Consider the following 24,940-nt stretch of genomic DNA (forward strand, 5'->3'; position numbering starts at 1 on the left):
GCGTCTTGTACGATTTTTCATATAGTCACCTGTCTAGTTCTGAGATGCATCTTAACATCCCTAATCAGGTGGCCAAATTAACTATGCCACTACAGGGGGATTAAATCTAATACCCCCAAAAACGGAATACTTCCAATTTTACCGTCTAATACCCCCGAAATTGGGGGGACTAAATACCCCCAAAATAGGGGGTCAGAACCTATCACTTTAGAACCTAACAAAGAACCTAACACTTCTTTGAGTTCGCCTCCGGCAAACGCCTCAACAAAAACCAAACAGTCTTGTGTGTTTCCAAAAGACTTTGCAGTTGATCAAACCATGGTGAATTGGCTGAACGAAAAGGGGATTACCGCACCTTGGCAACTCGAAACGGAAAAGTTTGCTAATCACCACATTGCCAAAGGTTCACTTTTCAAGGATTGGCGAGCGGCATGGCGAACGTGGATGTTGAACTCAATTAAATATCAGGTTCCAGCTCAACAGCAGCACAGCCCAAACGGTCGGCAGGCGGTAAGCGATGCAATCAACGATATTCAAAATACGGATTGGTAATAGGGACTTAGGGCAAGGGGCGTAGTGTCCCGAAAACCACGGACATTACGATTTGAATTGCAGGTGAAGAATATGACAGATAAGAAAACGGTTGAAGCGATACCAAACACGCTTGGCAAGCTTAGTAAGCATGAGATTGATGAATTGGTTAAATGCTTACCGCCTGAAAGTTATAGCGAGGCGCTTTTACGAGAGGAATGTTTGAAGCAGCATTCTTTACGCTTGATAGATGCGTTGAGACGAGATTTTATGGAAGCAAAAGGAGATGCTCGTGGGCGTAAAATCGTCATATTCGTTACTCATGACTGCTATAGAGCCATCTTTCATCCACGAAATGAACTCCACTCAACACTAAATGAAGTAGATGAGCACGCAACGCTATGGGGTTGCGATCTGAAGGTATTTGAAGATGCGCCTACACGAAACCCTAAATACAGGCATAAGCGCGGCTTAGATTATTACATTCATATCCAATGTGTAGGGCGGATTTAAGACCATGGCAGCAGCAAAAGCAGATATTGAAATATTGATCAACGGAGAGGAAGACAAGTCTACCAAGATGACCATGGCTTGGGAGTTGGTTTGTAAGGCAGTGAAGGCAAACGAATCTTTGGGTCCTGTTGTCCTCAAACTTGGTCGCAAAAAGAGAAATAACGGTCAGAACGCTAGACTGTGGGCAACGCTGACGGATGTGGCCACGCAATTAGATTGGTATGGCGAGAAGTTATCACAAGAGGACTGGAAGCATGTTTTTACCGCATCGTTGAAAAAACAAAAAGCGGTACCGGGCATTGATGGCGGCTTTGTTGTTCTCGCAACACACACAAGCACGATGAATAAAACCGAGTTTTCAGAATTACTCGAGTTAATTTATGCGTTCGGGTCAGAGCGCGGAGTGCGTTGGAGTGACCCTGTTATGAAGTATTACGAAGAGTTGGGGCTAGTCGCGTGAAAGTACGATCCGAAGCAATACGCAAAAGTGCGCGCGGCCAAGACTGCGCATTACGCATACCAGGTCATTGTAATTTCAATCCTGAAACCACGGTGCTTGCTCATGTTGGCCGTGATCGCGGTATGTCGATGAAATGTGACGACACCATGGCTGTGTATGCCTGTTCTGGGTGTCATGATGCAATTGATGGTCGAACTACTGTGCTCGATGCAGGGACTCAAGCCTCATACATTCTTGATGCACTTGAAGAGACGCAAAACCACCTTATTCAAGCAGGACTGATATCTGTTAAGGGGCAAAAATGAAATACGGTCGTGAAGTGACGTTTAGCATTCCTGAAGCGTCGATTCTGCTGAATGTGTTACTACGCATGAATCGCTGGGATAGAAAAGAATACCACAAAGCTCTTTGTTGGAGCGTACGTGCCGCGCTAGAAAGTGAAGGTTACAAGCGCCTAAGTCCCTTTAAGCAGTGCAAGATCGAGATAGACCGCTATTCATCGGCACTAGGCGACTGGGATGGTGTAATGGGAGGGCTTAAACCTTTATTCGATACGCTCGTTGTCTGCACCAAGACAAACCCGCTAGGGCTTGGTGTGATCGAAGACGACAACCCTAATTGCATCATTGAATGCCCTGCTATCAGACAACACAAATCAACACGTAAAGCGGCCTCGACAGTCGTAACAATTACAGAAATATTGGAGGCCTAAATGCAGTACCTATCAGCTCGCCAAATGTGGCACGATGCATTCTACTCGCGCAGCGCAAACGATCAGCTATTAGAGATCAACCGATCTAATGCAAATCTACTCAGACAGAAACCCGTTATGAACGAAACACAGACTCGCGGCCCCGCTGACAATTCCTCTCGCGTCATGCACATGGCAAAAGCAGGGCGCGTACAATCCGAGATAGCGAAGCTTCCCGCACACCTGCAGGCGTTCGGCATGTATTGCTGGGCACCTAAAGAGCAGGACTCTTTACCAGCTTACAAACATCACAACGAAATCGCCAACGCGCTAGCTCGTGAGATCAAAGAGAAGTTTCCGCAAGAGTACGGCCTTTATACTAGCCGTGTGAGTATCGTTATTTTAAACGTACTCAAATACGAGTTTGAACGCGACAAGGGCCGTAAGCCCCAAAACATCGATATAACGTTAGCCGGTGCCATGGCAATGCCAAAAGACAAAGTTCGCGCACAATGGGGACACATTGTTAAACACATTCGCGGCTGCATTCGGGATATGCAGTTAGTGACCGATTCAGATAAAAACCTATCAATTGCTACTTTGCATCTATTAAAAGAATGGCAAACAAAGACAGGTGCTGAAGCAACAGAAAAACACTCAGTTATTGCAAGCCTTGCCTTGAAGTCATTCGCTCACACAGATCAGTCCTATCTATTCTCGGCAAGTGAAGAGCGTGAACCAGTGAAGCAATCCAAACCCCTCTATACAAATGAGTATCTAAGCTGGCGTGTTGGTGTAGCTGCTGCGAACTGGAAGCGCGATGGCTGGCAAGATGCGTTTGATGAAATGACAGGTGTATTGAACGGCTGGGCGAGATCTGTTTTAGAAGATATAGTAAAGCTAAGATTAGTGTAAGAGCTGGAGAGAAGAAGTATGGACGAAATTTCTATAAAGACAGTGCAAATAGGCATGGGAATAGCTAAAACCTTTGGAGTAGCAATCAAAAAAACAGTCTATTTATCGAGGCTTAGTCGTTTTGAGGCTTTTATAGAGGCCTTAGAGGTTTCTATAGAGTATATATCTGAAGTTGAATTAAGCGATCTACATAATTTTATTGAGGATTTACGAACTAGGCAGTTAATTGTTGAGCGTGCAGAGTCGATAATTTCGACCGATAGTAAGTTAATTTATATTATGCATGCACTTCTTTTGTGTAGGCAAAAAGACGTATGGTGCGGTGAAAACATAGAGAAAAGACTTATTATGATGATGGATGGTTTGTACGATGAACACTTGGAGATATTGGACAAGTGTTTTCAATGCAAGAAGGTCCGTAATGATATATCTCCATATGAGCTAAGAAGATACAACGAAAATGAAAATTTAAAATTTTTTAATGGTGAGGATATTGGAAGAGTTGTAACTGTAATAAATGATTTGATACGTAAAGGTGTTTTTATCCCTGATGTAACTACTTCTACTAGTACTTATGCAAGCGCGTCACCTCAGTGGCAAGTTGATTTTGGTATATCGGATGAGGCAAGAGCGTTGAGATCCTTGTATTATAAAGCAAAGCTCATTACTGAATGGGTCAGTAGTAAAACTCTTTAACCCATTAGTACGCACTTCCTGTTCGCAGTACGCACCTGCGTACTGCGTATTTTGATCCTATTTAAGTAACTCATTAATTATTAATCTTTGAATTCTTTTAGAGTCTATGACCAAACCCAACGTTAAAGATCGCATTTCATCTCTAGATTTATATTGCAGGTTTGAAAAAACTTTAATGTGCAGTTGTCGGTAATTTTTAACAACTTCTTTTATTTCACCTTCTAAGTGGATGTTATCTGAGACGAGTGCGTGCAAAGTATCAAGTTGTATTGACACTTGATTCAGTAAATCATGGGTTTTTAGTTCGCTAACATATTTGTCATACTTTACTTTAGACTTTAGGTACTTCTCTTCTGACCCATTTTCTGGCAGAAAAGGGTATATTTCAGTCTTAAAATAGTAGTGGAATGAATCTGAAGCTTTAATCAGATTGTTTGATGTTTCTATTATAAAGCTTGTCCGCTTATCGCTTTTCATCTGGGTTAACCAGTCACTCGCCTTAACCCAACCAAAAGCCAGCAGGCCAACAGTGCCGAGTCCAGCAAGAAGTGAGCCAATGGCCGCGACAATATCCCAAGCGCTTTTCTCTGTTTCAAGTTGAGTTTTAAAACTCACATCCCACATACCAGAAATTTTTATATCCCAGTCGATGGCAATACCAAGGCCAAAGAGTAGGCCGATAAAAAGCATCATGTAAGGGAAGGTTTTTTTATGAAGTGGCCTGTGGTCTTTTTCAGTCATATAAGTCCCTATGCTGCTACTTGAATGTCGATGCTCTGATCTTTGTTTTGTTAGAATTAATAAGACAGATCATTAATAAATCCATCAAGGGTACTTTTTCTATCATTTGAAGGGTCATTTAGCTTTAGATTCATCTCGAGAATTAGTGCATTAATCATTTTTTCTGAAGTTGGATCATTGTTGTAGTTTCTCTTAATCACCTCTGGTTCGTACGCCTCAATGTTAGAATTATTTGTGGATTTTGCTGCCTGTACTACAGCATGATAAAGGAAGCTGTGGATTGACGATTTATAGCATTGTCTTTCACCTATTTCTAAATTTTGTCTTGGTAATGCTTTTAGCTGACTTGATAGGCTTGTCATTTTACTCTCCGGCTGAATAGTTAGGTTCTTGATTTCGTTATGCGACTATTTGATATCTTTACAACCTTGTGAGCAACAATAAAATTTGTGTAGGGCTTACTACTAATAGGCTAGGATTAATTTGATGCTTATCAAGATTGCCAAGGAACTCTTTTGATGTGATTATTTAAGAGCGGTAGGGAAGCCGTTATTACTTTTCATAGTATTCAAGGAGGAACACTTGGAACAACTAAAGCAATTGCTCGATAACTTAGAGCTCATTTCATTTCAAGATATTTCAGAGATCCCCGAAGACAAGCAGCATGAGGTGGCCGAGCAGATAGAGCGGCTGCAAGATAACCTAAAGCAATTGAATGAACGTAAGGAATATCATGGATAGAATTTCAGCACTAAATATGTATCGATTAAATCAGCTTGATAGATGTGAAATAACCGAATGTGAAGAAGGTGTCTTCAATATTAAAATTTTTGGAATAGAAGAAGATGGCGAATTCCTTACAGAAGACGGTGCGATATTGCCAATGCGTATTGCAGAGAAATCCTATGCGATGCTTATGGCTAGACGCATAGGATTTAAGCCAGATGAGATTGAATTTATAAAATGACTGTAGCTAAAGAGTACTGGAATATACCCAAACCCTCAGAAGACTTCTTAACGACACAAGGCACAAATCTAACTGTGTTTGTGGATCATGCTGCTAAAAGTACCTATCTAGGTCTTGAAGTTACTGAGTGGACAGCTTTGTTTAGTTTGTTTGTGGCTGCTGTTGCTATTTATATAGCGAGGAAAGCCAATGAGCTAACTGAATCCGAAGCTAAGGCTAACGAAGATAGAATGAGGATTTCTATAAAGCCTCATCTTAACCTCTTTGAAAGAGGGTATGACGACAATAATGTATTTAAAGTTGATATTGTAAATAACGGATTAGGTGCAGCTGTTATAAATTGGTGTGAGTTTGTCGTTCATTCCGGAGAGGACTTTGAATTAGATGGGAATATATTTTCTGATTTAAAAAAATCCACATCGACTATGACGTCTTATGATTCATTGGAAAAAGCGCTGGATCATTTGTCTATTGGCAAAAACGACTGTGCCGGCTTGTTCCTTGGTAAAGGGGCGATAATGAGATCTGGTGATAGTGTTACACTATTTAAAAGCGTGAATTTATCTACTGAAGATAAATTAAAACTCGAACGCTTACGAGTAGATATAAATTACCAAGATGTTTCAGGCGGTCAGTCGCAATTTTTAAACAATTTTCTTTCCTATAATATTTCATAGTATTAAAACTATGCCCCTTGACAACCTGATAATAAAAAACTAACCTTTTTTCCATAGTCCAGATTTACACCCAAAACCCGCTTCTTGCGGGTTTTTGCGTTTCTGGCTCCCAATTTTCGAATCTGACTGGCATAAGTCAGCTCCATTGCCGCCCACGTTCTAGTAGCGTGAGGCGGCTTTTTTATTTCTAGGATTTGTATGACAGCTAGTAACGATCTTCTAGTTCAAGAACTTAGAGAACATCGCAAGGTATCAAGTGCTCAGCACTCGGAATTGCGAACTGCTGTGGTTGATATGGCGAAGTCTGTCTCTGAATTGACCGTGGTTGTTGCTCGATCAGAAGAGCGGCATCTGCGACAAGATGACGGATTGAGACGAATTGGTAAGCAAGTTGATGATCATGAGTTACGAATTAGAACTGTTGAGACTGTTTCATTAACTCAGAAAGGCTATGTCTCTGGCGGCTGGAAAGTTGCCACGGTTGTAGCGGCTATCGTGTCATGTGCTGTGACCGTGGGAGTTAAGTTTTTATGAGCCAACTACCACAAAATTTTAAGAAAGCGTTTGAGCTAGTGATTATCCATGAAGCTGGCTTTGTTAATGATCCACGAGACCCAGGTGGCAAAACAAAGTTTGGTATCTCTGACCGCAGAGACGGAGAGATTGACGGGCTAGCTGATACAAACGGTGACGGGCTTGGGGATAAAGCTATCGAGTTATTAACGCTCGAAGATGCTGGAAACATTTATAAGCGTGAGTACTGGGATAAGTGCCGTTGCGACGAGTTGCCTAGTGCCATCGCAACAGCTTTATTTGATACCGCTGTGAATGTCGGGAACCACCAAGCAAAACTGTTATTGCAGCGTGCCTTGGGCGTAAAAGATGACGGCATCATTGGCCCCATCACAATGAAGAAAGCCCAACAAGCAAGCCAACCCTATTTAATCGCACGATTTATGGCAGAGCGCCAAATGTATTACGCAGCACTGAAAAGCTGGAATACATATGGTCTTGGCTGGACTCGTCGTGTGATTGAAACCGCGCATTACTGTCTGTCACTTATCAATAAGGAGGTGAAATGATTAATGCAATTGTAAATGTCATCTTAGGCATGTTCTCAGGGGCTGGTGTGGCGGGAATCTTCGCCAATCTAGTGAAAGAAGCGCTTTTAGCGCTGGTTATGAAGATCGAATGGAAGGTTGTGATTGAGCGAGCTACAACGCGAATTGTTGTTGCTGGCTTGCATCGACTGGCTGCGTTATCTACTAACCAGTTATTAACAGAAACGGTTGAAGACTTCGTTAATCAGTTGCAAAGCAAAGGCTTGAAGCAGGCCAACCAAACGTATGAATCGGCAAAGAAATATCGGCCAATTAAAAACACTGAAAGTTCATAAGTCTGCGCCTCAGTCACTAAGTGATTGGGGCGTTTTCTTATGGGGTTTAACTCACACAGGAATTAATCATGTCATATTCAAATAATTCAGAAGAAAACTTATCTTTTGGTCAAGCAATTGAGGCGCTTGAAGATGGTCAGCGCGTCGCTCGCTCTGGCTGGAATGGAAAGGGTATGTGGCTACGTTTAGTAAAAACTGGATCTTATGATGTTGCCTGCGGTTGTGTTTATCCGAATGGAACGCATGAAGAGGCTCAAGATGTTATTTCCCTTTCGCCATGGATTGGAATGAAGACGGCCGATTCTAAATTTTTACCTTGGTTAGCGAGTCAATCAGACATGCTAGCGAAAGACTGGTGTGTTGTAAGTGGCTAAACACGATCTAGAAGCAATCAAAGCGGATTACCGCGCCGATTTACTGAGTAACCGTGCGATGTCTACAAAGCACGGCTGCTCGGAAGCTTCTATTCGTAAGTGGGCTCTGAAATTTGGCTGGCAAAAGGATTTGAGCGGCAAAGTTAAGCAAGCAACAAAGGCCAAGCTCACAAAAGCCGTGGCCGAAACCACTCCTAAAGCCAAAGAACGCGAGCCAAACACGCCACTGTCTGATGAAGAAATCGTTGAAGAGGCAAGTAATGCCGCAGTAGATGTGATTACTAGCCACCGCTTACGTGCAGCTGAGTACCAAGACATTGTAAAAAAATATGGTGCAGAGCTACGTAATCAGCTAACAAAAGGAAAGCTGACTGTTCAGGCGCCAAATGGCGACCCGATTGAAATCGACATTCCTCTTGAATATGTGGGTAAGTGCCTGAATTCAGCAACACAGTCGTTAGAGCGTTTGATCAAGATAGAGCGCCAAGCCTACAGCTTAGATGATCAGCAAGACTCCAGTTACGAGGATGATTTAGAAGCATTGTCCGAAGGTTTGTAAATCATGGCAATGGATCGGGCGGAAAGACGCAGGCTCATAAAAGAGCTACGCAAAGACTATAAGATTTTTGCCAAGCGCTGCTTAAAGATCAAGATCAAAGCCGGTGAGATAGCGCCTTTTGATTTCAATGCCGCACAGGAACACATTCACAAGGAAATAGAAGACCAGTTAAAGCGCATTGGTAAAGTGCGTAAGGTGTTGCTTAAAGGTAGACAGCAAGGCGGATCCACTTACGTTGCAGGTCGTTACTACAAGAAGGTAACGGAAACTAAAGGCTTTTCAGCATTCATTCTTTCTCACGAGGCCAAGACCACAAGCCGCTTGTTCGAAATGATTCAGCGCTACCACAAGCACTGCAATCCTCTTCTTAAACCGCGAGCTGGCAAAGACTCAGCACAGGGAATGAATTTCCCTAAGTTGGATAGTGGTTTCGAGCTAGCAACAGCAGGTAACAAAGAAACAGGGCGTGGTTTTACTTCTCAGTTATTCCACGGTTCTGAGGTCGCTTTCTGGCCTAATGCCGACGCAATCCTAGCAGGTATCTTGCAAACATTACCCGATGTGCCAGGTTCCGAAGTAGTTCTTGAATCCACGGCAAACGGTGCAGGCGGGATATTTTACGAATACGTGCAAGATGCGTTAGCCGGTAACGGTGAATATGAGCTGATATTCGTGCCTTGGTATTGGCAACCAGAGTACAGAGCAGCAGCGCCAGCAGGCTTTAAGCGAACAGAGGAAGAAGACCATCTGGTTAAGCTATGCCGAAACCATCCAGACGGACCTAAGTACAGCCATACATTAACCAACGATCAATTAATGTGGCGTCGGAACAAGGTCTACGAGCTAAAAAGCCGCGACAAATTCAAGCAAGAATATCCGTGCTACTTAAAGGAGGCGTTCCTTTTCTCAGGTCGTCCGGTATTTGACCCGAATCATACTGAAGCCGCTTTTGCTAACTGCAGCATTCCGCTTGCTCGATACCGAGTTACACCCGAAACGGGGCGAATGTCACTCAACGCAGAGGGTGAGTTCACTGTCTGGGAACGAGCCGAAGCAGGCAAGCTTTACGCAATTGGTGCTGACGTTGCCGAAGGGTTGGAAACGGGGGATTTCTCAAGTGCTGACATTCTCAATGAGCAAGGTGAGCAAGTCGCACATTGGCGCGGCCACATTGACCCAGATCGTTACGGTGAGCTGCTTTACCACCTTGGTAAACGTTACAACAATGCTTACCTTGGGGTTGAGCGAAACAACCACGGTTTAACCACGCTTACCGCACTACAGAAGAAAGACTATCCGAACCTACACATCGAGGAAGACGTTCAGCGCCAAGGTGGTGAAAAGAGCATGAAGCGGATCGGTTGGCTAACAACGAGCAAAACGAAACCGCTCATCATCGACAATCTAGCGTCTGAACTACGCGATGGCACAAGCGGAATACGAAACAAAGACACAGTTGACGAGTGCCAAAGCTACGTTATCCATGAAAACGGAAGCTATGGCGCACAGTCCGGCAAATTTGACGACCGAGTTATGAGCTACGCCATTGCCAAAGAAATGGCTAAGCGTATGCCGAAAATACACATTCCAAATCACATCATTGACGATGCTTATCATACGTCAGCAGACAGCACAGCAGGTTATTAATGAGCAATCCAACAGATTTTGAAAGCCCAGAAGTGTCGGAAGAGCTAAGCGACAATCTTGGTACCAAAGTGCGCGGCTTGTTTGCGACCGCTGAGCGTGAGCGTCGTGATTACGAGGATCAGTGGCTTAAAGACCTGCGCCAATACAAAGGTGTTTATGACGATGAAGTAGTCGCAAATATAGCGGCAGGCCGAAGTAAGACGTTCATTCGCTTAACTCGCTCAAAAGTGAAAGCGATGGATTCTCGCCTCATGGATATTCAATTTCCAGCGGGAAGCCAAAAGAACTACAGACTTCAGGCGACGCCTGTGCCAGATATCGATCCGACATTACGCGAGCAGGTTATTAACGAATGGATGATGGCTCAATCTCAAAACGGCCAGCCACCAGTGCCACCAACACCTGAACAAATTGAAGACATAGTTACAGAAGCAGCTGAAGATCGTGTTGAACGAATGTCGAACGAAATCGATGACCAATTAAGCGAGTTGAAATACCGCGAAATCTGCAAAGACGTTATTCATAGTGGCAATGTGTTTGGTACTGGTGTTTTAAAAGGGCCATTGTTTGAGACGCGCCTGAAAAAGCGTTGGATAGAGACAGCTCAGGGCGTCTCGCTTGTCGAGCATGAAGAAATGAAACCGTACTTTGAGTTCGTGCCAATTTGGGATATTTACCCAGACATGAACGCAATGACACTAGAAGACTGCGAGTACGTTATTCAGCGCCATACTATGCTAGCCTCAGACCTTCGCCAGCTTGCCCGACGTGGCGACTTCGATAAGAAGAAGATCAAGGAATATATTGCTGCGAATCGTAACGGTGACAAAAGCCAAACTAAGCAGCATGAGCAAGAATTACGCTACATCAACGGTAACAAAGACTCAGTATCAGCAATCGATAATAAGCAGTATGAAGTCCTTGAATTCTGGGGCTATGTCGACGGCCAAGACCTCGTTGATATGGGTGTGGAAGGTATTGGCGAAGACGAAATAGACGATGAATTTGAAGCGAATGTGTGGGTTCTAGGTAATACGGTCATCAAAGCCGAATTGAACCCAACAGCTCACGGTACTCGCCCTTATAACTTCTACTACTTTGAAAAAGACGAAACGGGGATATTTGGTGTTGGCCTTCCTGCCATCCTTTCTGATACTCAAAGCATGTTTAATGCTGCGATTCGCATGAGTATTGATAATGCTGCCATTTCATCGGGTGCACAGTTCGAGATTGATTTGACCGTGCTAGACATAAGTAAAAATCCAGAAGCAACAAAGATTTTCCCAAATCGTGTTTGGTTTAAAACTGGCAACTCTTCAGATAATCGAAAAGCCCTTACTGTTCACACTATCCCAAATAACACGCAACAGCTTCTTACTCTGGCACAACTTGCAAAAGAGCTAGGCGATGAAGCCAGCACTATGCCGAGCTATATGGGCGGCAACGATGCAGGGATTGGTGGTGCAGGCGATACAGCTAGCGGTCTATCCATGCTCATGGGTGCCGCAGGAATTACAGTGAAAGACGTGGCCCTTAACTTTGATATGGGTATCACTCAGCCAGCCATGACCGCTTTGTACAATTGGAACATGCAGTTCAATTCAAACCGAGAAATCAAAGGTGATATGAATGTCACCGCTTTGGGCGCGGTTTCTCTCGTTGCGAAAGAGATCAAGAGTAAGCAGCTTACCGAATTTGCGGTATCAACTGGCAACCCAATGGATGCCCCTTACGTTAACCGTCAGAAGCTTAATGCTGAACGAGTCAAAGCACTCGATTTACCAGAAGATATTTTGTACACCAAAGAAGAATCTGACCAGCTGCAATCTCTACAGCAAGAAAACCAAGCTCTTATGCAGCAATTACAGCAACTACAAAAGCAGGTAGGTACTGATGTCGCAGCATGATGACTTTGATGAGGCACTAAAAAAGCTTAAAGAGTCTGATACCGCTAAGCGCCTTACCATCAACCTATTGAAAGCATCGGTAGAGAAGTGGAAAGAGGATTGTATTGGCGCAGCTCAATTAGAAGTAGATCGATACCATGGCGCCATCATTCACACTCGCTTAACCATTGATTTACTCGAACAAGATTTAAAAGGCTTTGAGCTACAGACTCAAAGTTACACCTAATTTGCCCCTCGCCAGAGGACAGCAAACAACCCGCCATGTGCGGGTTTTTTTGTATCTGGATACTACCAAACTAGCCCGGAGAAATAGCAATGCCGAAAAATGAACTTGAATCAAACGCTGACCAGTTAGAAGCAGAAGAATTCGACAATGCGTGGAATGACGGTGCACCTGATAACGATGACTTTGTAGACGACGTTGATGACGATACTTCTGATGAAGAAGCCGAAGAAGACGACACCGACGAAGACAGCACGGACGAACTGGAAGAAGAAAGCGACGAGGATGAATCAGACGATCAGGACGAGGACGAGTCCACAGAAACGGATGACGAAGCAGAGCAGCCAACCAATGACAAAGACGCTCAACGCCTAAAGTCTTGGGAAGGTCGACTCAAAGCTGATGAAGCTCGATTAAAACGCGAGCGTGAAGCACTTGAGAGCAAGCAAAAGGAAGGCAAGCAATCAGAAGGTAATGAATCTGAAGACGAGCAGGATACCGACAACGGCCCTGACGAATTTGAAGAAGAGTTTCCAGAAGTTGCCGATTATCTGAAAAAGCACATTCAACCACTTCGAGAGCAATTATCGCAAAGCCAGCTTAAACAGCAGCAAGAAGCAGCTGAGGCACATATCAATCGAATTACTGCCTCACACCCAGATGCTTTAACGGTTGCTGGAAGCGAAGACTTTAAGTCATGGATTGATGATCAGCCTTACAAGAAAGCGAAAGACTACGTTCATGTTCAGCAAAACGGCACACCAGAGCAGGTCATTGCCATGCTCGACGACTTCAAAAAACACAAATCCGAATCCACTAAGTCAGCCCCCACCAAACAACCATCGAGTGTCGTAAAGACGCGACGTACAGCCAAACCAAAAGGCCGTGTGTCGAAAAACGACTTTGATGGTGCGTGGGATGAAGCCGACTAAAAGCAAATAATAGGAAGCCATTATGAAATACGGTGATATTTCTCCACGTACTGCCGCACGCGTCTCAAAAGATCTATTGAAGCGCGCAGCACCATATATGTGTCTTGAATTGTTTGGTCAATCCAAGCCACTTCCATCAAATTCAACTCAGTCTATGATATTCCGACGCTATGAAGCGTTAGATCCAACACCAAAAGTGTTGGCGGAAGGTGTTACTCCATCGGGCAACACTTTGACTAAAACTGATATTACGGTTCACACCCAGCAATATGGTGACTGGATTGAGTTGACTGATGTTATTCAGGACACTCACGAAGACCCTGTTTTAAGTGAGTCTACAGAAATACTTAGCGAGCAATCTGCGCTGATGATGGAGCTGATCCGCTACGGTGCTCTTAAAGGTGGTTCTAGTGTGTTTTACGCAGGGAACGGTGTTACATCTCGCGATGGTGTGAATACCAAACTAACTCGTGCACTACAACGGAAAGTAACTCGTTTTTTAAAGGCCCAAAAGGCACAAAAAATCACCAAAAAAGTGTCTGCTTCACCTAATTTTTCCACTGAACCGGTAGCGGCATCGTTTATTGGTATTTGCCATACCGATGCTGAAAGCGATATTCGCGACATGGAAGGCTTTTTACCTGTTGAAAAATATGGCTCTGGAATGACCCCGTATGAAGGCGAAGTTGGCAAGGTTGAAGATGTTCGCTATATCACTTCTTCTGTTTTTGCACCGTTTGAAGATGCTGGGGCAGCAACCTCTACTATGTTATCTACATCTGAAACGGTCGCTGATGTTTACCCAGTTCTTTATTTTGGTGCAAACGCTTATGCCAACGTTCCGTTTAAAGGCAAGCATGCTGTTACGCCAATGGTGGTAAATCCTAAGCCTGCTAATGGTGACCCTTTGGGCCAGCGCGGTTCAGTAGGTTGGAAAGCGCGAACTGCAACCGTAATTTTGAACGACCTATGGATGGTTCGTGTGGAAGTGGCTGTAACAGCATAACGGTAAACTGCAATTAATAAGGCTCACATTCGTGGGCCTTTTTTTGTTTCTGATGAAAGGTAAAAATCATGACAACTTATACAAAATCGCAACTTAGCTCTTTAAACGAAGAAGAACTAATTCAGATTGGCGCTGATGAATACAATCTAGAGCTAGATGATTCAATGTCAAAAACAGCTTTGGTGGAAGAGATCTGGGCTTCGATTAAGGCTTCGATTAAGGCTTCGAAAGAAAATGAAAAAGACGCCAAAGAAAGCCTAGATTCCACACCTGCAGATAAAAAAGAAAAAGTAAAAATCACCATCGCTAAAGGTGGTGAAAACGATCCTGATTATGTTACGCCAGCCATTAACGGTCGCGTGTGGCAGATTAAGCGTGGTGTTGAAGTTGAGGTGCCTAAGTTTGTTGCACGACATATTCAAAAGCTGACCCAAACTGTTTACAAGCCAGTGCAAGACAGCAGTGGCAAAGTAATAGGCAAAAAAGCTGAAGAGGTTGCTCGTTTTAACGTGCAAACAAATTTCTAAATGGCTGCGCTGGCAGAGTTCCGCATTGATATTGCGCCTGATGTGCAGCAGTGTCCGACGCTCTTTATTGATCGTCAGTTAATCCACGTCGCTATTGAGTTTTGCAAAGAGACAAAGATTGCGGAGCCGCCAGCGCTAAGTGCTAACGAAGTACCAGACGAGCTTTTGGAGTACATCGAAGGGATTGCTCACGGTGTGAAAGCTCGTTTGTTTGCAATGCCAAGTAAGCCTTGGACACAGACTCATCTTGTCGACTATCACCAAAATAAATTTGTTGAAGCAAAAGCGGATGCGAAAGCAGTTTTTCTCATTGGTGATAACACCAACCCTATAACCGTTCAATCTAAGCCGTTCGGCTTTTAGGAATCACCATGACAACCACATTAGTCGTAAAAGTCATTAAGCGCGTACAGCGCATTATCAATGATAAAACAGGGATCATTTGGCCTGAGTTAGAGCTACTCGAAGACTTTAACGATGCGATTAAAGACATTGTTTTGCACAGACCAGATGCAAGCACAATTAACACGGTATTTGATTGCACGACTAGCTCAAGCAAGCAAATCTTGCCTAGTGATGCGCTAAGGCTTGTTGAAGTTATCCGCAATATAGGCGGTAACGTGATTACAAGCATTGATAGATCGACTCTGAATGCAACGCGCCCTAACTGGCATCAAAGCGACCCAACGATTTCGATAGAGCATTATGTTTATGATGAGCGTGATCCTAAGACGTTCTATCTCTATCCTCGCCCAGCAAACAATGGTGAAGATGCCCACCAAATCGAAATTGTCTATTCAACGTGTCCCGCTGATATCGAAATAGATGAAGCGAGCATTAAAAACGGCTCAAGCGCAATTACCATTCCAATTGATGACACTTATTCAAATGCGATTATTGATTTCATGTTGGCGCGAGCGTACAGCAAAGACCTTGGTTCTGCGGCTAACGCTAATCGATCAGCGCGACATTACCAGTTGTACGGGAATGCCTTGGGCGTAAAACTTCAGTCTGATGCAATGATGATGAAAGAGGGGGCTTAAACCATGGCTTGGCCGACATTTACTGTTGATGTAACGCAAAACAGCAATCAGATTAAGGTTTATGGACCTGTACCAGCTAGCCAGTTACCTGCTGGTTTTGAGGCTATCATCAACGGCATTGGAAACCTAGAAGTAAGTTACGGTACCGCTGTTATGTATGACGGTTCAAATAATCCATACTCTCATTTGTATTTAGCGCGACCATACAAAGGTTTAACTGCTAGTAATATAGAAATGGTGGTCAAGCCAACAGGCTCGCAATTTAATGATGTGGTTGGCATTTTTCAGAATGCGTCAAACCTGCTAAACAGCACCATGGCCGGCTTTCGCCAGTTCGTTGAAGGTACCAGCCCTGTATCTTTTCAACCGTTGGATGAAAATGCCGAACCTATTTCCATTAAGCCATTACTGCAGATGAATCAGGAAGCCCAAGCAGCGGTAAACCAAGCTATTAGCGCCTTCCAGAACGCAGCAGGCACCGCAGCTGGCTATGACGTATCAGAAAGTAAAGACGACACTGATACAAATAGACTATCGAAGCGCGGCGATTCTCTTTTTACAAGTAAAAATACTTATAAACTGTTTAGCTCTTTGAATTCTATTCCTTATGATGAGAACTGTTGGAACCGCATAGGAAATACAGTTGGTTTTTTGACAAATAGTAACAATTCAATGGCGTTTTTAGTTGGTGGAGCTTTAAATGATCGTAAGGGCGGAATTCAGTGTGGTCATTCGTCATTTTCTTATTCTAACGCTTTATCGGAGCTCCACTTAAACCCATTTGGCGGCAATGTATTAATTAACTCGTACCGCGCACTTCATGCTGGCAACACAGGCTCAATTGTTACGGAAGACTACGAGGAAGGGACGTGGACACCTAGATTTACGTCTACTATCAATAATCCAAATGTTGGATACAGCGAGCAACATGGAACATACGTAAAAACGGGACGTTTAGTATACGTAACTGGACGAATTACTTTAAACAGCGTTACAGATATCGGTTCAGGTAGTTTGATCATATCTGGACTACCTGTTGCATTCGTTACAGGGGTGGGAAAACAGCCATTTGGGATAGTGTCAAGGCTGTTTGGAACTGAGACTGACATTTCATTACTGGGCGGTGTTTCTGTATCGCCCATACTTTCAGATGGCATGTACCTGTATCCGTTACGAAATACAATTTCAGGGTCTGCTCAAGTTATTAGAGTAGAAGAAGTTTTAAAGGCAGGAATGTCTATTTCATTTACATTGTCATATCCAGTAATTTAAGGAGAAAATAAAAATGTCACTTTCAGAAAAAACAGCAATAGATAAAATTGAAATTGTGGGTGAATTCAAAACAGTCCAAGTGCGCGAAGCGACACAGGTGTATCGTGATGATGTACCAATTGGCAATCCTGAATATCATCGTTACGTGATCACCGCAGGGCAAGATTACTCAGATCAGCCAGAAGAAGTAAAAGCGGTATGTGCTGCTGTGCATACACCAGAAGTGATCGCAGCCTATCAAGCGACCCAAGTTGTTGAGGTGGTTGAGCCTGCTGAAGTTGAGCCAGAAGAGGAAGCGGTAGAGTAGCTTAAAACTCAATAAAGAACCCACAGCCGCGAAAGCGGTTTTTTTGTGCCTTTGTGCCTGAAGTTAGCCCCTATCCTTAAAGGTAAAAGGGGCCTAGTGATTTACTGTGGAGGCATAATAGATATTAGTGCTTGTTTAGCTGCTACGCGGTTGCGCACTGAAAAACCAACAGTTTGGTTCTTCTTGTCAGTGATTCTAATTAAATTAGAATCAGGTAAGTAGTCTCTAACAACAGTGAATTCAGATAGACTTTTTATGTCCTTTGCGCTGACTTGATACTCTATGGAGTACTTATAAGTGTTGGTATTCCAATCAGCTAAATATGCTCCAGTATCGGTAATGAAAAAGGTTGCCCCACCACCCAATAATGCAGATTCACGATTGTCGTCTAGATACATAAACACTGCAGTTTCTTTAAATAGAACATTTCCGGTTTTATTGTTAGTTAAGTCTAGAGCCACGGGTTCAAAGACAGGGGTGTAGGTTGGGCCACTGCCTAATTGCATTGGACCAGGATTGGCGCAAGCTGTTAGCAAAATACTTGCGGAAGCAACTAAGGCTAGTTTTAAAATAGTCATTTCAAGAAATCCTTATCAGGCTATGTGTTGTTATACTTTTGAGAATGATCATTATTATTTTTAAATGGTGTCGTTTCAATAGTAGCGTAAAATTTTATTAATAAAGACAACAATTTAGTAGTGAATCATATAAATAAACTTCTCTATCGAGTTCTCTATGACCCTAAGAATCACAGATTTTGCGGGCATAGCGCCCGTTGTTGCTCCTCATAAATTGAATACCCTTGCGCAGGTTGCTAAGAACGTACGGCTTGAGAGTGGACAACTTGAAGCAATGAAAGGCAATGCGTTTGTTGCATCAACACAACTTAATAATGTCCAGTCTATTGCGCGCTATCAGCCAGGTGATACCGCTTACTGGTTTGAGTTCAGCGCTCACGTTGATATGGTGCCGTCTCAGATATTCGGTTCAGCCCGTAGTGAAATGTACTGGACGGATGGTGTGAAGCCAAAGCGCACAACGTCAAGCATTGCTACGGCAAGCGCACCATACCCTAGCGCTTCTTTTTCTTTGGGAGTACCAGCGCCAGACGGCCAGATTTTGGCAAGTGATATTACAGGCGATGCGCCAGAAACAGACTTTGAATTAGAAGATCGTGTTTATGTGGTGACCTTTGTCACAGAAGAAGGTTACGAGGGCGCGCCATCGTTGCCGGTTAACATTGAGCTAGGAACCGAGCAGGGTTGTACGTTATCGAATTTGCCTACCTCTTACGATGGCAATTACAACATTACTCGCAAACGAATTTATCGCGGTACCGCTGCATCTAGTGAGATTCATTTTCTTACCGAGTTGGATCTAGCGACAAGCGTTCATATTGATACAGCGGAAGCATTAACGCTTGGGGAGGCGTTGGTAACATACGATTACGATTTACCGCCTGATGACTTAGTAGGGCTGACTGTTATGCCTAATGGAGTGCTTGCTGGCTTCAATGATAATCAGCTGTGTTTTTCCGAACCTTTCTTACCTTACGCTTGGCCGACAATCTACCGACTAACCACTGAAAACCCAATCGTAGGCATTGCAGCTATTGGCTCTGGCTTACTGGTTACTACGACTGGCAAGCCGTATCTGGCGTTGGGTACGACACCGGGCTCTATTTTGCTGCAACAAATGGACAGCAACCAGTCTTGTGTCAGTAAGCGTAGTTTGGTTGATGTTGGTAATGCCGCAATTTATGCGTCTCCTGATGGCTTGGCAAAGGGGAGTACTTCGGGCGTTCAGCTAATCGGTGACGACCTATTTTCTCGTGATCAGTGGCAGGCGCTAAAGCCTGAAAGCATTCATGCTTATTACCATGATGAGAAATACATATTCTTCTATGACAACGGGGAAAAACAGGGCGGCTATATTTTAGACCCGTCAGCAAAGACGGGCGCGTTAACTGAGTTAGATTTTTACGTTGATTCAGGCTTTAACGATTTAGCGACGGACACGCTTTATCTGCTCAAAGATGGGGATATTCTTTCCTTTCAGCATGGCGAGCCTATTAGCTACACATGGCGCTCGGCACAATTCCAATTGCCCAGCTTAATGCCTTATAGCGTTTGTCGTGTTGTTGCTGACTCTTACCCCGCTGACATATCGATTATTTACGACGGTGAAGAAACCGTGATGACCTATACCGATGATCAGCCGTTTCGATTTCCGGCAGGACGACGAGCTCGCTTTGTGGAAGTTGAACTTCGCGGGACCAACTCGGTAAAACAAGTAATGCTTGGCAATGATATGGAGTCTGTAAATGGCTAAAGCAAAACGCCCACAGATTGAACCGGCTAGATTTTCGGGACAGCTAGCAGGTATTAATACGCTGCTAAATGCTATTCGTGAGCAAATGCAAATCGATCAGGGCGACCGTGGCGACCCGTTGGACAGAGCGGTAAAGATTCGAGATTTAACCGATGCAGGTGTGGCCGAGTTTCTTTTATCGAAGCGTGGCAAGGGCCAATACGCGACCGTCGTGGCACCGGCTGGCAATCAATTGGTGACAGCGGCACCGCCAAATCCTGAAAACCTACAAGCCAATCCAACAACTGCAACAGTCTATCTTACGTGGGATGCACCAAATTATCCTTACCATGCTTATACAGAAGTGTGGCGCAACACAGAAGATAATTTGTCTACTGCCATAGATTTGGGTGCTCGCCCTGCTTATCGCTATTATGCCGACCCTGTGGACTCAGGACGCACGTATTACTATTGGGTTCGCTTTGTTACCCACGCTGGTAAAAAGTCCGATTACAACGCTGTGGATGGCGTCAGCGCAACAACCAATCTTGATCCATCGGTTGTCCTTGAAACGCTGAATGACAAAATCACATCGAGCCAGCTTGTAAAGGACTTGCGCGACGAAATTGAGCTTATATCTGAATTGGAAGGTGGGTTGGCTCAAGAAGTAGAAGCACGAATTCTCGCAGACACGAAGGAAAAACAAGAGCGGATTGCCAGTATACAGCAAGAAGCCGAACAGACGGCTAATAGCATTCTTCTTGAATCACAGGAGCGAATTAAATCATTTCAAGCACTCCAATCTATTGAAAGCTTGGTTGGCAATGATGCAAGAGAACTAAAGGCACTCGCTCGTATCTCGAATGAAGAAGTGTCCCGCATCCAGCAATACCAAGAACTATCTGCATCGTATCAGACCCTAAAAAGCACTTCTAATGCTCAAATCATTCGACTCGATGAAGCGATAGCGAGTGAAAGTGAAGCACGAGCATCGTCTATTGTTTCGCTAACGGCTAAGTTTGAAAACGATTTGGGCATCGCTAGGGATGCGGCTGTAGAGGAAGCGATTAACGTCATTACAACGAATGACGATGTTATAGCTCAAGTAATCACTAAGATAAGCGCGGCAGATACCGCAAACTGGGCAACAACGACTTATGTGACTGATAATGTTGTCACACCGCTAAATGCCTTGGCTACTCGAACAGACACGCTAGAAAGCCAATATCAATCGTTAGGCAGCACATACCTGTCTCAATCAAGTTTTACGGATTGGCAGCAATCGTACACATCAGATCAAACTGCAACGGCTGAGCGTCTAAATTCGCTCGCAACGTCATTAACTAACCCTAGCACTGGTCTTTCAAGTAAAGCCAGTGTGAGCCAGTTAACTCAAGCTAAAAACGATATTTATAACAGTGCGGTTTCACAATTTGGCAATATTGAAGCTAGGTTTCAGAATCAACAAAGTGACATTAATGCTCGTGCTACTCAGACAGAACTTAATGAGGTAGCGGCAGGGCTTGATGGTGTAAGTGTTAATCGGCTGTCTCAAGCTATCACGACCCTAAAACAATCAGATTTTGAATCACAAACTCAGTACATTAAAAATATTGAGCAGTCATCAAAAGCCGATCGCTCCCAGATGACGCGATATGAGCGGATGGAATCTGAGTACAAAACGGGATTGAGCGCAACAAAAGCATCTATTACCCAACTATCGGAGGCTATAAGTACAGAATCAACGGCACGAGCCACCGCCATTACTCAGATCTCGACAACAATAAACGAACAAACCGCGACACTTGAACAACAAGCAGAAAGCATTGATGGCCTTCGCGCAAACTGGGCGGTTAAGTTTCAAATTGATAATGACGGTGTAAAGCGCGTTTCTGGTTTTGGTATAAGTGCGGATGGCGAAATTACAGGCGCACACTTCGATGTTGATCAATTTAGCATTTCAAAGCCCGGGGCCGAGAAACTAGATTTGTCTGTTGCCGATGTATTGCAGCCGGACGGTACCACTAAGCGCATGGTGGTCATGGATGCGGCCAGCCTTATCAATCTCGTGGTGACAAACGCGATGATAGAGAATATTTCCGCTGACAAAATCACAGCTGGAAAAATCAACTCACTTCGAATTGATACGGACACGCTCACAGTCCGAAAGGTGAGGTCTTCAAACTATATTTCGCAACAAACTGGCATTCGATTAGATGATGATGGTTCTTTTGAACTGAACTCAAGCACAGACGACGGTAGAGTTCTGCAAGATGGTAACGGCCTAAAGGTTTATGACAAAAACGGAACTCTTCGCGTAAAGATGGGGAAACTATAATGGCGGAAGTTATTTTAACTTTAATCAGAGGTGAGGGAAAAAAATTCCCTCTTACCTTCAATGATCAATCAGGAAACAGGCTTGATTTTACTGGCTCTATTTTCTCATTTGCTATCGACATTATGGACGAGAGCGGCGTGATTCAAAGCACGATTGAGCAAGAAAGTGTCGCTGTTTCGCAGCATGAGAAAGGGAAAATAGAGCTGTTATTTGAAAGGGCGTTTGTCGATACATTACCTTTGGGGGTTCATGGTTTACGCATCAAAAGCGATATAGGGGCTAGGACTCAGCATAACGATAGGTATACGATTGCAAGCGACTTAGTGAGCGTTGTTGATGGCTGAATATGGCTTCGTTACCTACACGCAAGCTGGCGTTGAAGGTTTTAATCTAAGTACCCGAATCACTAAGAAAGTCTTAGATTTAACTGTTGAAGCGGACAGTTCAGGTAGCATGACAATATCCGTTCCAGATAATCTTGCGGTCGCTATCACTGTTATTCAGCTGGATGGGGATTCGTATATGCGCCATTACCCGCACCAAGTCACATTTGATGCGAGTACTAATTTATTAACGTATCAGCCAGGTGTGAACCCAGACCCAAAACTGAATGGTTTTGAAGAATGGAGTATTCCGAAGCGCAGCCGATCCGCCATTATTATTTATGGATTTGTCCCAGGGTAATTTATGACATACGGCTTTGAAGTAACGATTAATGGCACTCAAGTTAAGCTTGATGATGAATACCAAAATATTGTGCTGTTGGGTAAGAAGACAGTGCAGCTATCAGCTGGATTTCAAGAAGTATCATTGTCTGAGTTTGAGCATGAAAACCTAACAACCTGTATTCGCCATCTAGGCTTTGGCGTGTCATTCTTGGGGTATGTTTATAACAATGGTAAACGCTCAGGATTAAGGCTATATGCAAGCGCAGCAGGCAAAGCGGAACTTGCATTACTTGTTCCTTTTTACCCAATGCCAGAGCAAGGTTGTGGCGTTATTTTATACAGTGAGTTTGGTGAGCAGAAATTTCATTCAGATCATGTTTACTTTGATGTGAAAAATACAGGTGATTTGACTGCTGGAGGGATTAATACAAGCAAAGATATGTATGTTTTAAGCAACCCTGAAAGCCCATCATTAAGGTATTACCCCCATTACGAAGAGTATCAATACCCCGTTTATGGTCAGGTTCCTTACCAGTTTTGCCAGACACTTACTCGTCCTGTGTCTACATGTCGATATGTTAATGGGCGCTACAGTTGCTCAACGACTTGGGTTCCATATCAATCGTGCACTACGATGTACAGAACCGAAAGAATTGGGTGGAGAACAGAGTCTAATAGCTGGGTGAATTGCACTAAAACAATCGGCATGGTTCAGCAAAGCATTGATGGCAATCTAAGCAAAACGACTGTGATGCTTAATAATAATCAGTATGCGTACGGGGTTTATGACTACGGAAATTATAACCATTTCAACGGGCTGTCTTTCTCTTTGCCGGCTAACTTTGTATTTAATCCACCATCTGACAAATTGGCTTTCAGCTCACGAACGATAACATGCAAAGCCATCGTTTAATAAATAACCATCAAGACTGACAATTGATAACGAATAAGCTATAGTTTTCCCATGCTGCGATAAATGCAAGCAAACCCATTCCCTCAAAATTAAACCGCCCCAGTGGCGGTTTTTTTGTGCCTAAAAAAAGGTATATACCATGAATACACCCCAAGAAAACACACAAATCACTCCCTCAGATGAGTTTATAAAAAGCATTTTAGCTGGAAGGGTAAATGAAAAGATCGAAGAGCTGGAAGCGGAGTTGTTAACACTTGAGCAAGTCGAAATGCCTGTTGAGCATCGGTTTATTAATGGGATGTATGTAAGAGAGATAACTATTCCAAAGGGAACAATTCTAACTGGAGCCGTCCATAAGTTTGACTACGTTGACATTATGTTAGGTGGCGACATAGCGGTGGCAACACCAGACGGAGTAAAGCGCTTTAAGGGTGTCAATATTATGGATGGCAAGGCAGGAAGAAAACGAGCCGGTTACGCATACGAAGATACACGATGGATTTCAGTCCACAAAACTGACGCCTCAAATCCTGACAACATTGTTGATATTCTGACAGTTCGAACCATGGCAGAGTTTGAGGGATTGCCCATATCAGACAAGCAGTTAGCTACTGAAAATAAAGGGGATCAGCTATGACAGCAGCCATTACCGCTGTAGCCATTAGCGGCTACTCAGCATACAACTCCAATAAAAACGCTAATAAATCAATGGATCAGCAAGGGCAGGCTCTTGCGTACCAAAATGAAATTGCTCAGCAAGAGCTAGATATGGCTAAGGAGCAATACGAATACTACAAAACGACGTACCGCCCACTAGAAGAGGAAATCGTTGCTAATGCTGGGCTTTCCGATGCCGAACAGCAAGAAATGGTTACTACAGCAGGGCTGACTACTCAATCAGCCTTCGATAGTGCTGAAGCGTCTCGCAATCGAAACCTACAGAGAATGGGGGTAAATCCGAACTCTGGTGCTTACGCTGAAAATACAAGAAAGTCAGCTATTTCTAAAGCAGTTGCCAAAGCCAACTCTCAAAATACCGCAAGATCTCAAGCGGAGGAAATAGACTATAACCAAAAAGTTGCGGCGGTTGGTCTTGGTAAAGGGCTTTCATCTTCGGCAGCAGGTTTGATGAGTAGCGCATCAAGCAACTATGCCAACCAAGCGAGCGCATATGGTTTAAATGCCCAGATGTACGGACAGCAGGCATCCGGCAGCGTGCAAATGGGTATGGGTATCGCGGGTGTCGCCATGGGAGCGTATGACGATAAAGGTAACTTCAATCAAAGTCAGTTTGGTAAAGGTTTGCTTGGAATAGGAGGGTTTTGAT

At 43.8% G+C, this 24,940-nt stretch carries 35 protein-coding genes; 32 read left to right on the top strand and 3 right to left on the bottom strand.

What is annotated here, in order from left to right; translation table 11 throughout:
• The first annotated feature begins 237 nt into the window (after positions 1–237).
• From BUA59_RS18450 to BUA59_RS18480, 7 genes are all read left to right on the top strand, one after another.
• Positions 238–552, top strand: a complete 315-nt coding sequence (locus BUA59_RS18450; protein ID WP_072841149.1) for a hypothetical protein — start codon at positions 238–240, stop codon at positions 550–552.
• A 72-nt stretch (positions 553–624) separates the two neighbouring features.
• A complete protein-coding gene (locus BUA59_RS18455; protein ID WP_072841150.1) occupies positions 625–1,044 on the top strand; it encodes a hypothetical protein in 420 nt (139 codons plus the stop codon).
• Between the two features lie 4 nt (positions 1,045–1,048).
• A complete protein-coding gene (locus BUA59_RS18460) occupies positions 1,049–1,504 on the top strand; it encodes a recombination protein NinB (RefSeq protein ID WP_217653754.1) in 456 nt (151 codons plus the stop codon).
• Positions 1,501–1,809, top strand: a complete 309-nt coding sequence (locus BUA59_RS18465) for a nuclease domain-containing protein (RefSeq protein WP_072841151.1) — start codon at positions 1,501–1,503, stop codon at positions 1,807–1,809. Before BUA59_RS18460 ends, BUA59_RS18465 begins: the two co-directional genes overlap by 4 nt.
• Positions 1,806–2,216 carry a hypothetical protein gene (locus tag BUA59_RS18470; protein WP_072841152.1) on the top strand — a complete coding sequence of 137 codons (411 nt, stop codon included), beginning with the start codon at positions 1,806–1,808 and terminating at the stop codon, positions 2,214–2,216. Before BUA59_RS18465 ends, BUA59_RS18470 begins: the two co-directional genes overlap by 4 nt.
• Entirely contained in the window at positions 2,217–3,110 is an 894-nt protein-coding gene (locus BUA59_RS18475; protein ID WP_072841153.1) for a hypothetical protein, read from the top strand.
• An 18-nt stretch (positions 3,111–3,128) separates the two neighbouring features.
• The gene (locus BUA59_RS18480) at positions 3,129–3,806 is read left to right on the top strand and encodes a hypothetical protein (protein WP_072841154.1); all 678 of its coding nucleotides are present in this window, start codon (positions 3,129–3,131) and stop codon (positions 3,804–3,806) included.
• A gap of 57 nt (positions 3,807–3,863) precedes the next feature.
• Here the strand turns inward: BUA59_RS18480 and BUA59_RS18485 are convergent, their stop codons facing one another.
• Together BUA59_RS18485 and BUA59_RS18490 are read right to left on the bottom strand one after the other, a co-directional pair.
• Entirely contained in the window at positions 3,864–4,547 is a 684-nt protein-coding gene (locus BUA59_RS18485; protein ID WP_072841155.1) for a hypothetical protein, read from the bottom strand.
• 56 nt (positions 4,548–4,603) lie between these two features.
• Positions 4,604–4,909 (bottom strand): hypothetical protein, encoded by a 306-nt coding sequence (locus tag BUA59_RS18490; RefSeq protein ID WP_072841156.1) that lies wholly within the window; start codon positions 4,907–4,909, stop codon positions 4,604–4,606.
• Between the two features lie 220 nt (positions 4,910–5,129).
• Here BUA59_RS18490 and BUA59_RS23690 point away from each other — a divergent pair, with 220 nt between their 5' ends.
• The 18 genes from BUA59_RS23690 (at position 5,130) to BUA59_RS18575 (ending at position 17,384) form a co-directional block, all read left to right on the top strand.
• The gene (locus tag BUA59_RS23690; RefSeq protein WP_245813184.1) at positions 5,130–5,288 is read left to right on the top strand and encodes a hypothetical protein; all 159 of its coding nucleotides are present in this window, start codon (positions 5,130–5,132) and stop codon (positions 5,286–5,288) included.
• A complete protein-coding gene (locus BUA59_RS18495; RefSeq protein ID WP_072841157.1) occupies positions 5,281–5,514 on the top strand; it encodes a hypothetical protein in 234 nt (77 codons plus the stop codon). The genes BUA59_RS23690 and BUA59_RS18495 overlap by 8 nt, the downstream gene beginning before the upstream one ends.
• Positions 5,511–6,191: a hypothetical protein gene (locus BUA59_RS18500; RefSeq protein WP_072841158.1), complete on the top strand. Its 681-nt coding sequence runs from the start codon at positions 5,511–5,513 to the stop codon at positions 6,189–6,191. Before BUA59_RS18495 ends, BUA59_RS18500 begins: the two co-directional genes overlap by 4 nt.
• Positions 6,192–6,389: 198 nt before the next feature.
• Positions 6,390–6,725: a hypothetical protein gene (locus BUA59_RS18505; RefSeq protein ID WP_072841159.1), complete on the top strand. Its 336-nt coding sequence runs from the start codon at positions 6,390–6,392 to the stop codon at positions 6,723–6,725.
• Positions 6,722–7,273, top strand: coding sequence for a glycoside hydrolase family 108 protein (locus BUA59_RS18510; RefSeq protein ID WP_072841160.1), 552 nt, complete (start codon positions 6,722–6,724; stop codon positions 7,271–7,273). The genes BUA59_RS18505 and BUA59_RS18510 overlap by 4 nt, the downstream gene beginning before the upstream one ends.
• A complete protein-coding gene (locus BUA59_RS18515) occupies positions 7,270–7,587 on the top strand; it encodes a hypothetical protein (RefSeq protein WP_072841161.1) in 318 nt (105 codons plus the stop codon). The genes BUA59_RS18510 and BUA59_RS18515 overlap by 4 nt, the downstream gene beginning before the upstream one ends.
• Positions 7,588–7,655: 68 nt before the next feature.
• Positions 7,656–7,961 (top strand): DUF2829 domain-containing protein, encoded by a 306-nt coding sequence (locus tag BUA59_RS18520; protein ID WP_072841162.1) that lies wholly within the window; start codon positions 7,656–7,658, stop codon positions 7,959–7,961.
• Complete coding sequence (locus tag BUA59_RS18525) at positions 7,954–8,520, top strand: hypothetical protein (RefSeq protein WP_072841163.1); 567 nt, start codon at positions 7,954–7,956, stop codon at positions 8,518–8,520. Before BUA59_RS18520 ends, BUA59_RS18525 begins: the two co-directional genes overlap by 8 nt.
• 3 nt (positions 8,521–8,523) lie before the next feature.
• On the top strand, positions 8,524–10,167 hold the full coding sequence (locus BUA59_RS18530) for a terminase large subunit (RefSeq protein ID WP_072841164.1): 1,644 nt from the start codon (positions 8,524–8,526) through the stop codon (positions 10,165–10,167).
• Complete coding sequence (locus BUA59_RS18535; RefSeq protein ID WP_072841165.1) at positions 10,167–12,074, top strand: portal protein; 1,908 nt, start codon at positions 10,167–10,169, stop codon at positions 12,072–12,074. Before BUA59_RS18530 ends, BUA59_RS18535 begins: the two co-directional genes overlap by 1 nt.
• Positions 12,061–12,300 carry a hypothetical protein gene (locus BUA59_RS18540; RefSeq protein WP_072841166.1) on the top strand — a complete coding sequence of 80 codons (240 nt, stop codon included), beginning with the start codon at positions 12,061–12,063 and terminating at the stop codon, positions 12,298–12,300. Before BUA59_RS18535 ends, BUA59_RS18540 begins: the two co-directional genes overlap by 14 nt.
• Positions 12,301–12,389: 89 nt before the next feature.
• Positions 12,390–13,229, top strand: a complete 840-nt coding sequence (locus BUA59_RS23915) for a hypothetical protein (protein WP_072841167.1) — start codon at positions 12,390–12,392, stop codon at positions 13,227–13,229.
• Positions 13,230–13,251: 22 nt separating this feature from the next.
• On the top strand, positions 13,252–14,235 hold the full coding sequence (locus BUA59_RS18550) for a N4-gp56 family major capsid protein (protein ID WP_072841168.1): 984 nt from the start codon (positions 13,252–13,254) through the stop codon (positions 14,233–14,235).
• Between the two features lie 68 nt (positions 14,236–14,303).
• Positions 14,304–14,762: a hypothetical protein gene (locus BUA59_RS18555; RefSeq protein WP_072841169.1), complete on the top strand. Its 459-nt coding sequence runs from the start codon at positions 14,304–14,306 to the stop codon at positions 14,760–14,762.
• A complete protein-coding gene (locus BUA59_RS18560; protein ID WP_072841170.1) occupies positions 14,763–15,125 on the top strand; it encodes a hypothetical protein in 363 nt (120 codons plus the stop codon). It begins immediately after the preceding gene.
• Positions 15,126–15,133: 8 nt separating this feature from the next.
• The gene (locus BUA59_RS18565; protein WP_072841171.1) at positions 15,134–15,805 is read left to right on the top strand and encodes a phage adaptor protein; all 672 of its coding nucleotides are present in this window, start codon (positions 15,134–15,136) and stop codon (positions 15,803–15,805) included.
• Positions 15,806–15,808: 3 nt separating this feature from the next.
• Entirely contained in the window at positions 15,809–17,077 is a 1,269-nt protein-coding gene (locus BUA59_RS18570) for a hypothetical protein (RefSeq protein WP_072841172.1), read from the top strand.
• A 13-nt stretch (positions 17,078–17,090) separates the two neighbouring features.
• Positions 17,091–17,384, top strand: coding sequence for a hypothetical protein (locus BUA59_RS18575; protein ID WP_072841173.1), 294 nt, complete (start codon positions 17,091–17,093; stop codon positions 17,382–17,384).
• A 101-nt stretch (positions 17,385–17,485) separates the two neighbouring features.
• On the opposite strand, the gene BUA59_RS18580 is transcribed toward BUA59_RS18575, so the two are convergent.
• Positions 17,486–17,962 carry a hypothetical protein gene (locus tag BUA59_RS18580; RefSeq protein ID WP_072841174.1) on the bottom strand — a complete coding sequence of 159 codons (477 nt, stop codon included), beginning with the start codon at positions 17,960–17,962 and terminating at the stop codon, positions 17,486–17,488.
• Positions 17,963–18,119: 157 nt separating this feature from the next.
• Between BUA59_RS18580 and BUA59_RS18585 the strand changes: the two genes are divergently transcribed.
• The 7 genes from BUA59_RS18585 to BUA59_RS18615 all read left to right on the top strand — a co-directional run bounded on the left by BUA59_RS18585 (position 18,120) and on the right by BUA59_RS18615 (position 24,939).
• A complete protein-coding gene (locus BUA59_RS18585; RefSeq protein WP_072841175.1) occupies positions 18,120–19,715 on the top strand; it encodes a hypothetical protein in 1,596 nt (531 codons plus the stop codon).
• Positions 19,708–22,032: a phage tail tip fiber protein gene (locus BUA59_RS18590; RefSeq protein WP_072841176.1), complete on the top strand. Its 2,325-nt coding sequence runs from the start codon at positions 19,708–19,710 to the stop codon at positions 22,030–22,032. The genes BUA59_RS18585 and BUA59_RS18590 overlap by 8 nt, the downstream gene beginning before the upstream one ends.
• A complete protein-coding gene (locus BUA59_RS18595; protein WP_072841177.1) occupies positions 22,032–22,376 on the top strand; it encodes a hypothetical protein in 345 nt (114 codons plus the stop codon). The genes BUA59_RS18590 and BUA59_RS18595 overlap by 1 nt, the downstream gene beginning before the upstream one ends.
• Entirely contained in the window at positions 22,369–22,716 is a 348-nt protein-coding gene (locus tag BUA59_RS18600) for a hypothetical protein (protein ID WP_072841178.1), read from the top strand. Before BUA59_RS18595 ends, BUA59_RS18600 begins: the two co-directional genes overlap by 8 nt.
• A 3-nt stretch (positions 22,717–22,719) precedes the next feature.
• Complete coding sequence (locus tag BUA59_RS18605) at positions 22,720–23,613, top strand: hypothetical protein (RefSeq protein ID WP_072841179.1); 894 nt, start codon at positions 22,720–22,722, stop codon at positions 23,611–23,613.
• A 139-nt stretch (positions 23,614–23,752) separates the two neighbouring features.
• Complete coding sequence (locus tag BUA59_RS18610; protein WP_072841180.1) at positions 23,753–24,250, top strand: hypothetical protein; 498 nt, start codon at positions 23,753–23,755, stop codon at positions 24,248–24,250.
• The gene (locus tag BUA59_RS18615) at positions 24,247–24,939 is read left to right on the top strand and encodes a hypothetical protein (RefSeq protein WP_072841181.1); all 693 of its coding nucleotides are present in this window, start codon (positions 24,247–24,249) and stop codon (positions 24,937–24,939) included. Before BUA59_RS18610 ends, BUA59_RS18615 begins: the two co-directional genes overlap by 4 nt.
• The last annotated feature ends 1 nt before the right edge of the window (position 24,940 follow it).

The sequence above is a fragment of the Marinomonas polaris DSM 16579 genome, from assembly GCF_900129155.1.
Lineage (GTDB): Bacteria > Pseudomonadota > Gammaproteobacteria > Pseudomonadales > Marinomonadaceae > Marinomonas > Marinomonas polaris.

Coding starts and splice junctions, on each gene's coding strand:
- BUA59_RS18455 (WP_072841150.1), top strand. CDS start 625: ATGACAGATAAGAAAACGGTTGAAGCGATACCAAACACGCTTGGCAAG.
- BUA59_RS18460 (WP_217653754.1), top strand. CDS start 1,049: ATGGCAGCAGCAAAAGCAGATATTGAAATATTGATCAACGGAGAGGAA.
- BUA59_RS18470 (WP_072841152.1), top strand. CDS start 1,806: ATGAAATACGGTCGTGAAGTGACGTTTAGCATTCCTGAAGCGTCGATT.
- BUA59_RS18475 (WP_072841153.1), top strand. CDS start 2,217: ATGCAGTACCTATCAGCTCGCCAAATGTGGCACGATGCATTCTACTCG.
- BUA59_RS18480 (WP_072841154.1), top strand. CDS start 3,129: ATGGACGAAATTTCTATAAAGACAGTGCAAATAGGCATGGGAATAGCT.
- BUA59_RS18485 (WP_072841155.1), bottom strand. CDS start 4,547: ATGACTGAAAAAGACCACAGGCCACTTCATAAAAAAACCTTCCCTTAC.
- BUA59_RS18490 (WP_072841156.1), bottom strand. CDS start 4,909: ATGACAAGCCTATCAAGTCAGCTAAAAGCATTACCAAGACAAAATTTA.
- BUA59_RS18495 (WP_072841157.1), top strand. CDS start 5,281: ATGGATAGAATTTCAGCACTAAATATGTATCGATTAAATCAGCTTGAT.
- BUA59_RS18500 (WP_072841158.1), top strand. CDS start 5,511: ATGACTGTAGCTAAAGAGTACTGGAATATACCCAAACCCTCAGAAGAC.
- BUA59_RS18505 (WP_072841159.1), top strand. CDS start 6,390: ATGACAGCTAGTAACGATCTTCTAGTTCAAGAACTTAGAGAACATCGC.
- BUA59_RS18510 (WP_072841160.1), top strand. CDS start 6,722: ATGAGCCAACTACCACAAAATTTTAAGAAAGCGTTTGAGCTAGTGATT.
- BUA59_RS18515 (WP_072841161.1), top strand. CDS start 7,270: ATGATTAATGCAATTGTAAATGTCATCTTAGGCATGTTCTCAGGGGCT.
- BUA59_RS18520 (WP_072841162.1), top strand. CDS start 7,656: ATGTCATATTCAAATAATTCAGAAGAAAACTTATCTTTTGGTCAAGCA.
- BUA59_RS18530 (WP_072841164.1), top strand. CDS start 8,524: ATGGCAATGGATCGGGCGGAAAGACGCAGGCTCATAAAAGAGCTACGC.
- BUA59_RS18535 (WP_072841165.1), top strand. CDS start 10,167: ATGAGCAATCCAACAGATTTTGAAAGCCCAGAAGTGTCGGAAGAGCTA.
- BUA59_RS18540 (WP_072841166.1), top strand. CDS start 12,061: ATGTCGCAGCATGATGACTTTGATGAGGCACTAAAAAAGCTTAAAGAG.
- BUA59_RS23915 (WP_072841167.1), top strand. CDS start 12,390: ATGCCGAAAAATGAACTTGAATCAAACGCTGACCAGTTAGAAGCAGAA.
- BUA59_RS18550 (WP_072841168.1), top strand. CDS start 13,252: ATGAAATACGGTGATATTTCTCCACGTACTGCCGCACGCGTCTCAAAA.
- BUA59_RS18555 (WP_072841169.1), top strand. CDS start 14,304: ATGACAACTTATACAAAATCGCAACTTAGCTCTTTAAACGAAGAAGAA.
- BUA59_RS18560 (WP_072841170.1), top strand. CDS start 14,763: ATGGCTGCGCTGGCAGAGTTCCGCATTGATATTGCGCCTGATGTGCAG.
- BUA59_RS18565 (WP_072841171.1), top strand. CDS start 15,134: ATGACAACCACATTAGTCGTAAAAGTCATTAAGCGCGTACAGCGCATT.
- BUA59_RS18570 (WP_072841172.1), top strand. CDS start 15,809: ATGGCTTGGCCGACATTTACTGTTGATGTAACGCAAAACAGCAATCAG.
- BUA59_RS18575 (WP_072841173.1), top strand. CDS start 17,091: ATGTCACTTTCAGAAAAAACAGCAATAGATAAAATTGAAATTGTGGGT.
- BUA59_RS18580 (WP_072841174.1), bottom strand. CDS start 17,962: ATGACTATTTTAAAACTAGCCTTAGTTGCTTCCGCAAGTATTTTGCTA.
- BUA59_RS18585 (WP_072841175.1), top strand. CDS start 18,120: ATGACCCTAAGAATCACAGATTTTGCGGGCATAGCGCCCGTTGTTGCT.
- BUA59_RS18590 (WP_072841176.1), top strand. CDS start 19,708: ATGGCTAAAGCAAAACGCCCACAGATTGAACCGGCTAGATTTTCGGGA.
- BUA59_RS18595 (WP_072841177.1), top strand. CDS start 22,032: ATGGCGGAAGTTATTTTAACTTTAATCAGAGGTGAGGGAAAAAAATTC.
- BUA59_RS18600 (WP_072841178.1), top strand. CDS start 22,369: ATGGCTGAATATGGCTTCGTTACCTACACGCAAGCTGGCGTTGAAGGT.
- BUA59_RS18605 (WP_072841179.1), top strand. CDS start 22,720: ATGACATACGGCTTTGAAGTAACGATTAATGGCACTCAAGTTAAGCTT.
- BUA59_RS18610 (WP_072841180.1), top strand. CDS start 23,753: ATGAATACACCCCAAGAAAACACACAAATCACTCCCTCAGATGAGTTT.
- BUA59_RS18615 (WP_072841181.1), top strand. CDS start 24,247: ATGACAGCAGCCATTACCGCTGTAGCCATTAGCGGCTACTCAGCATAC.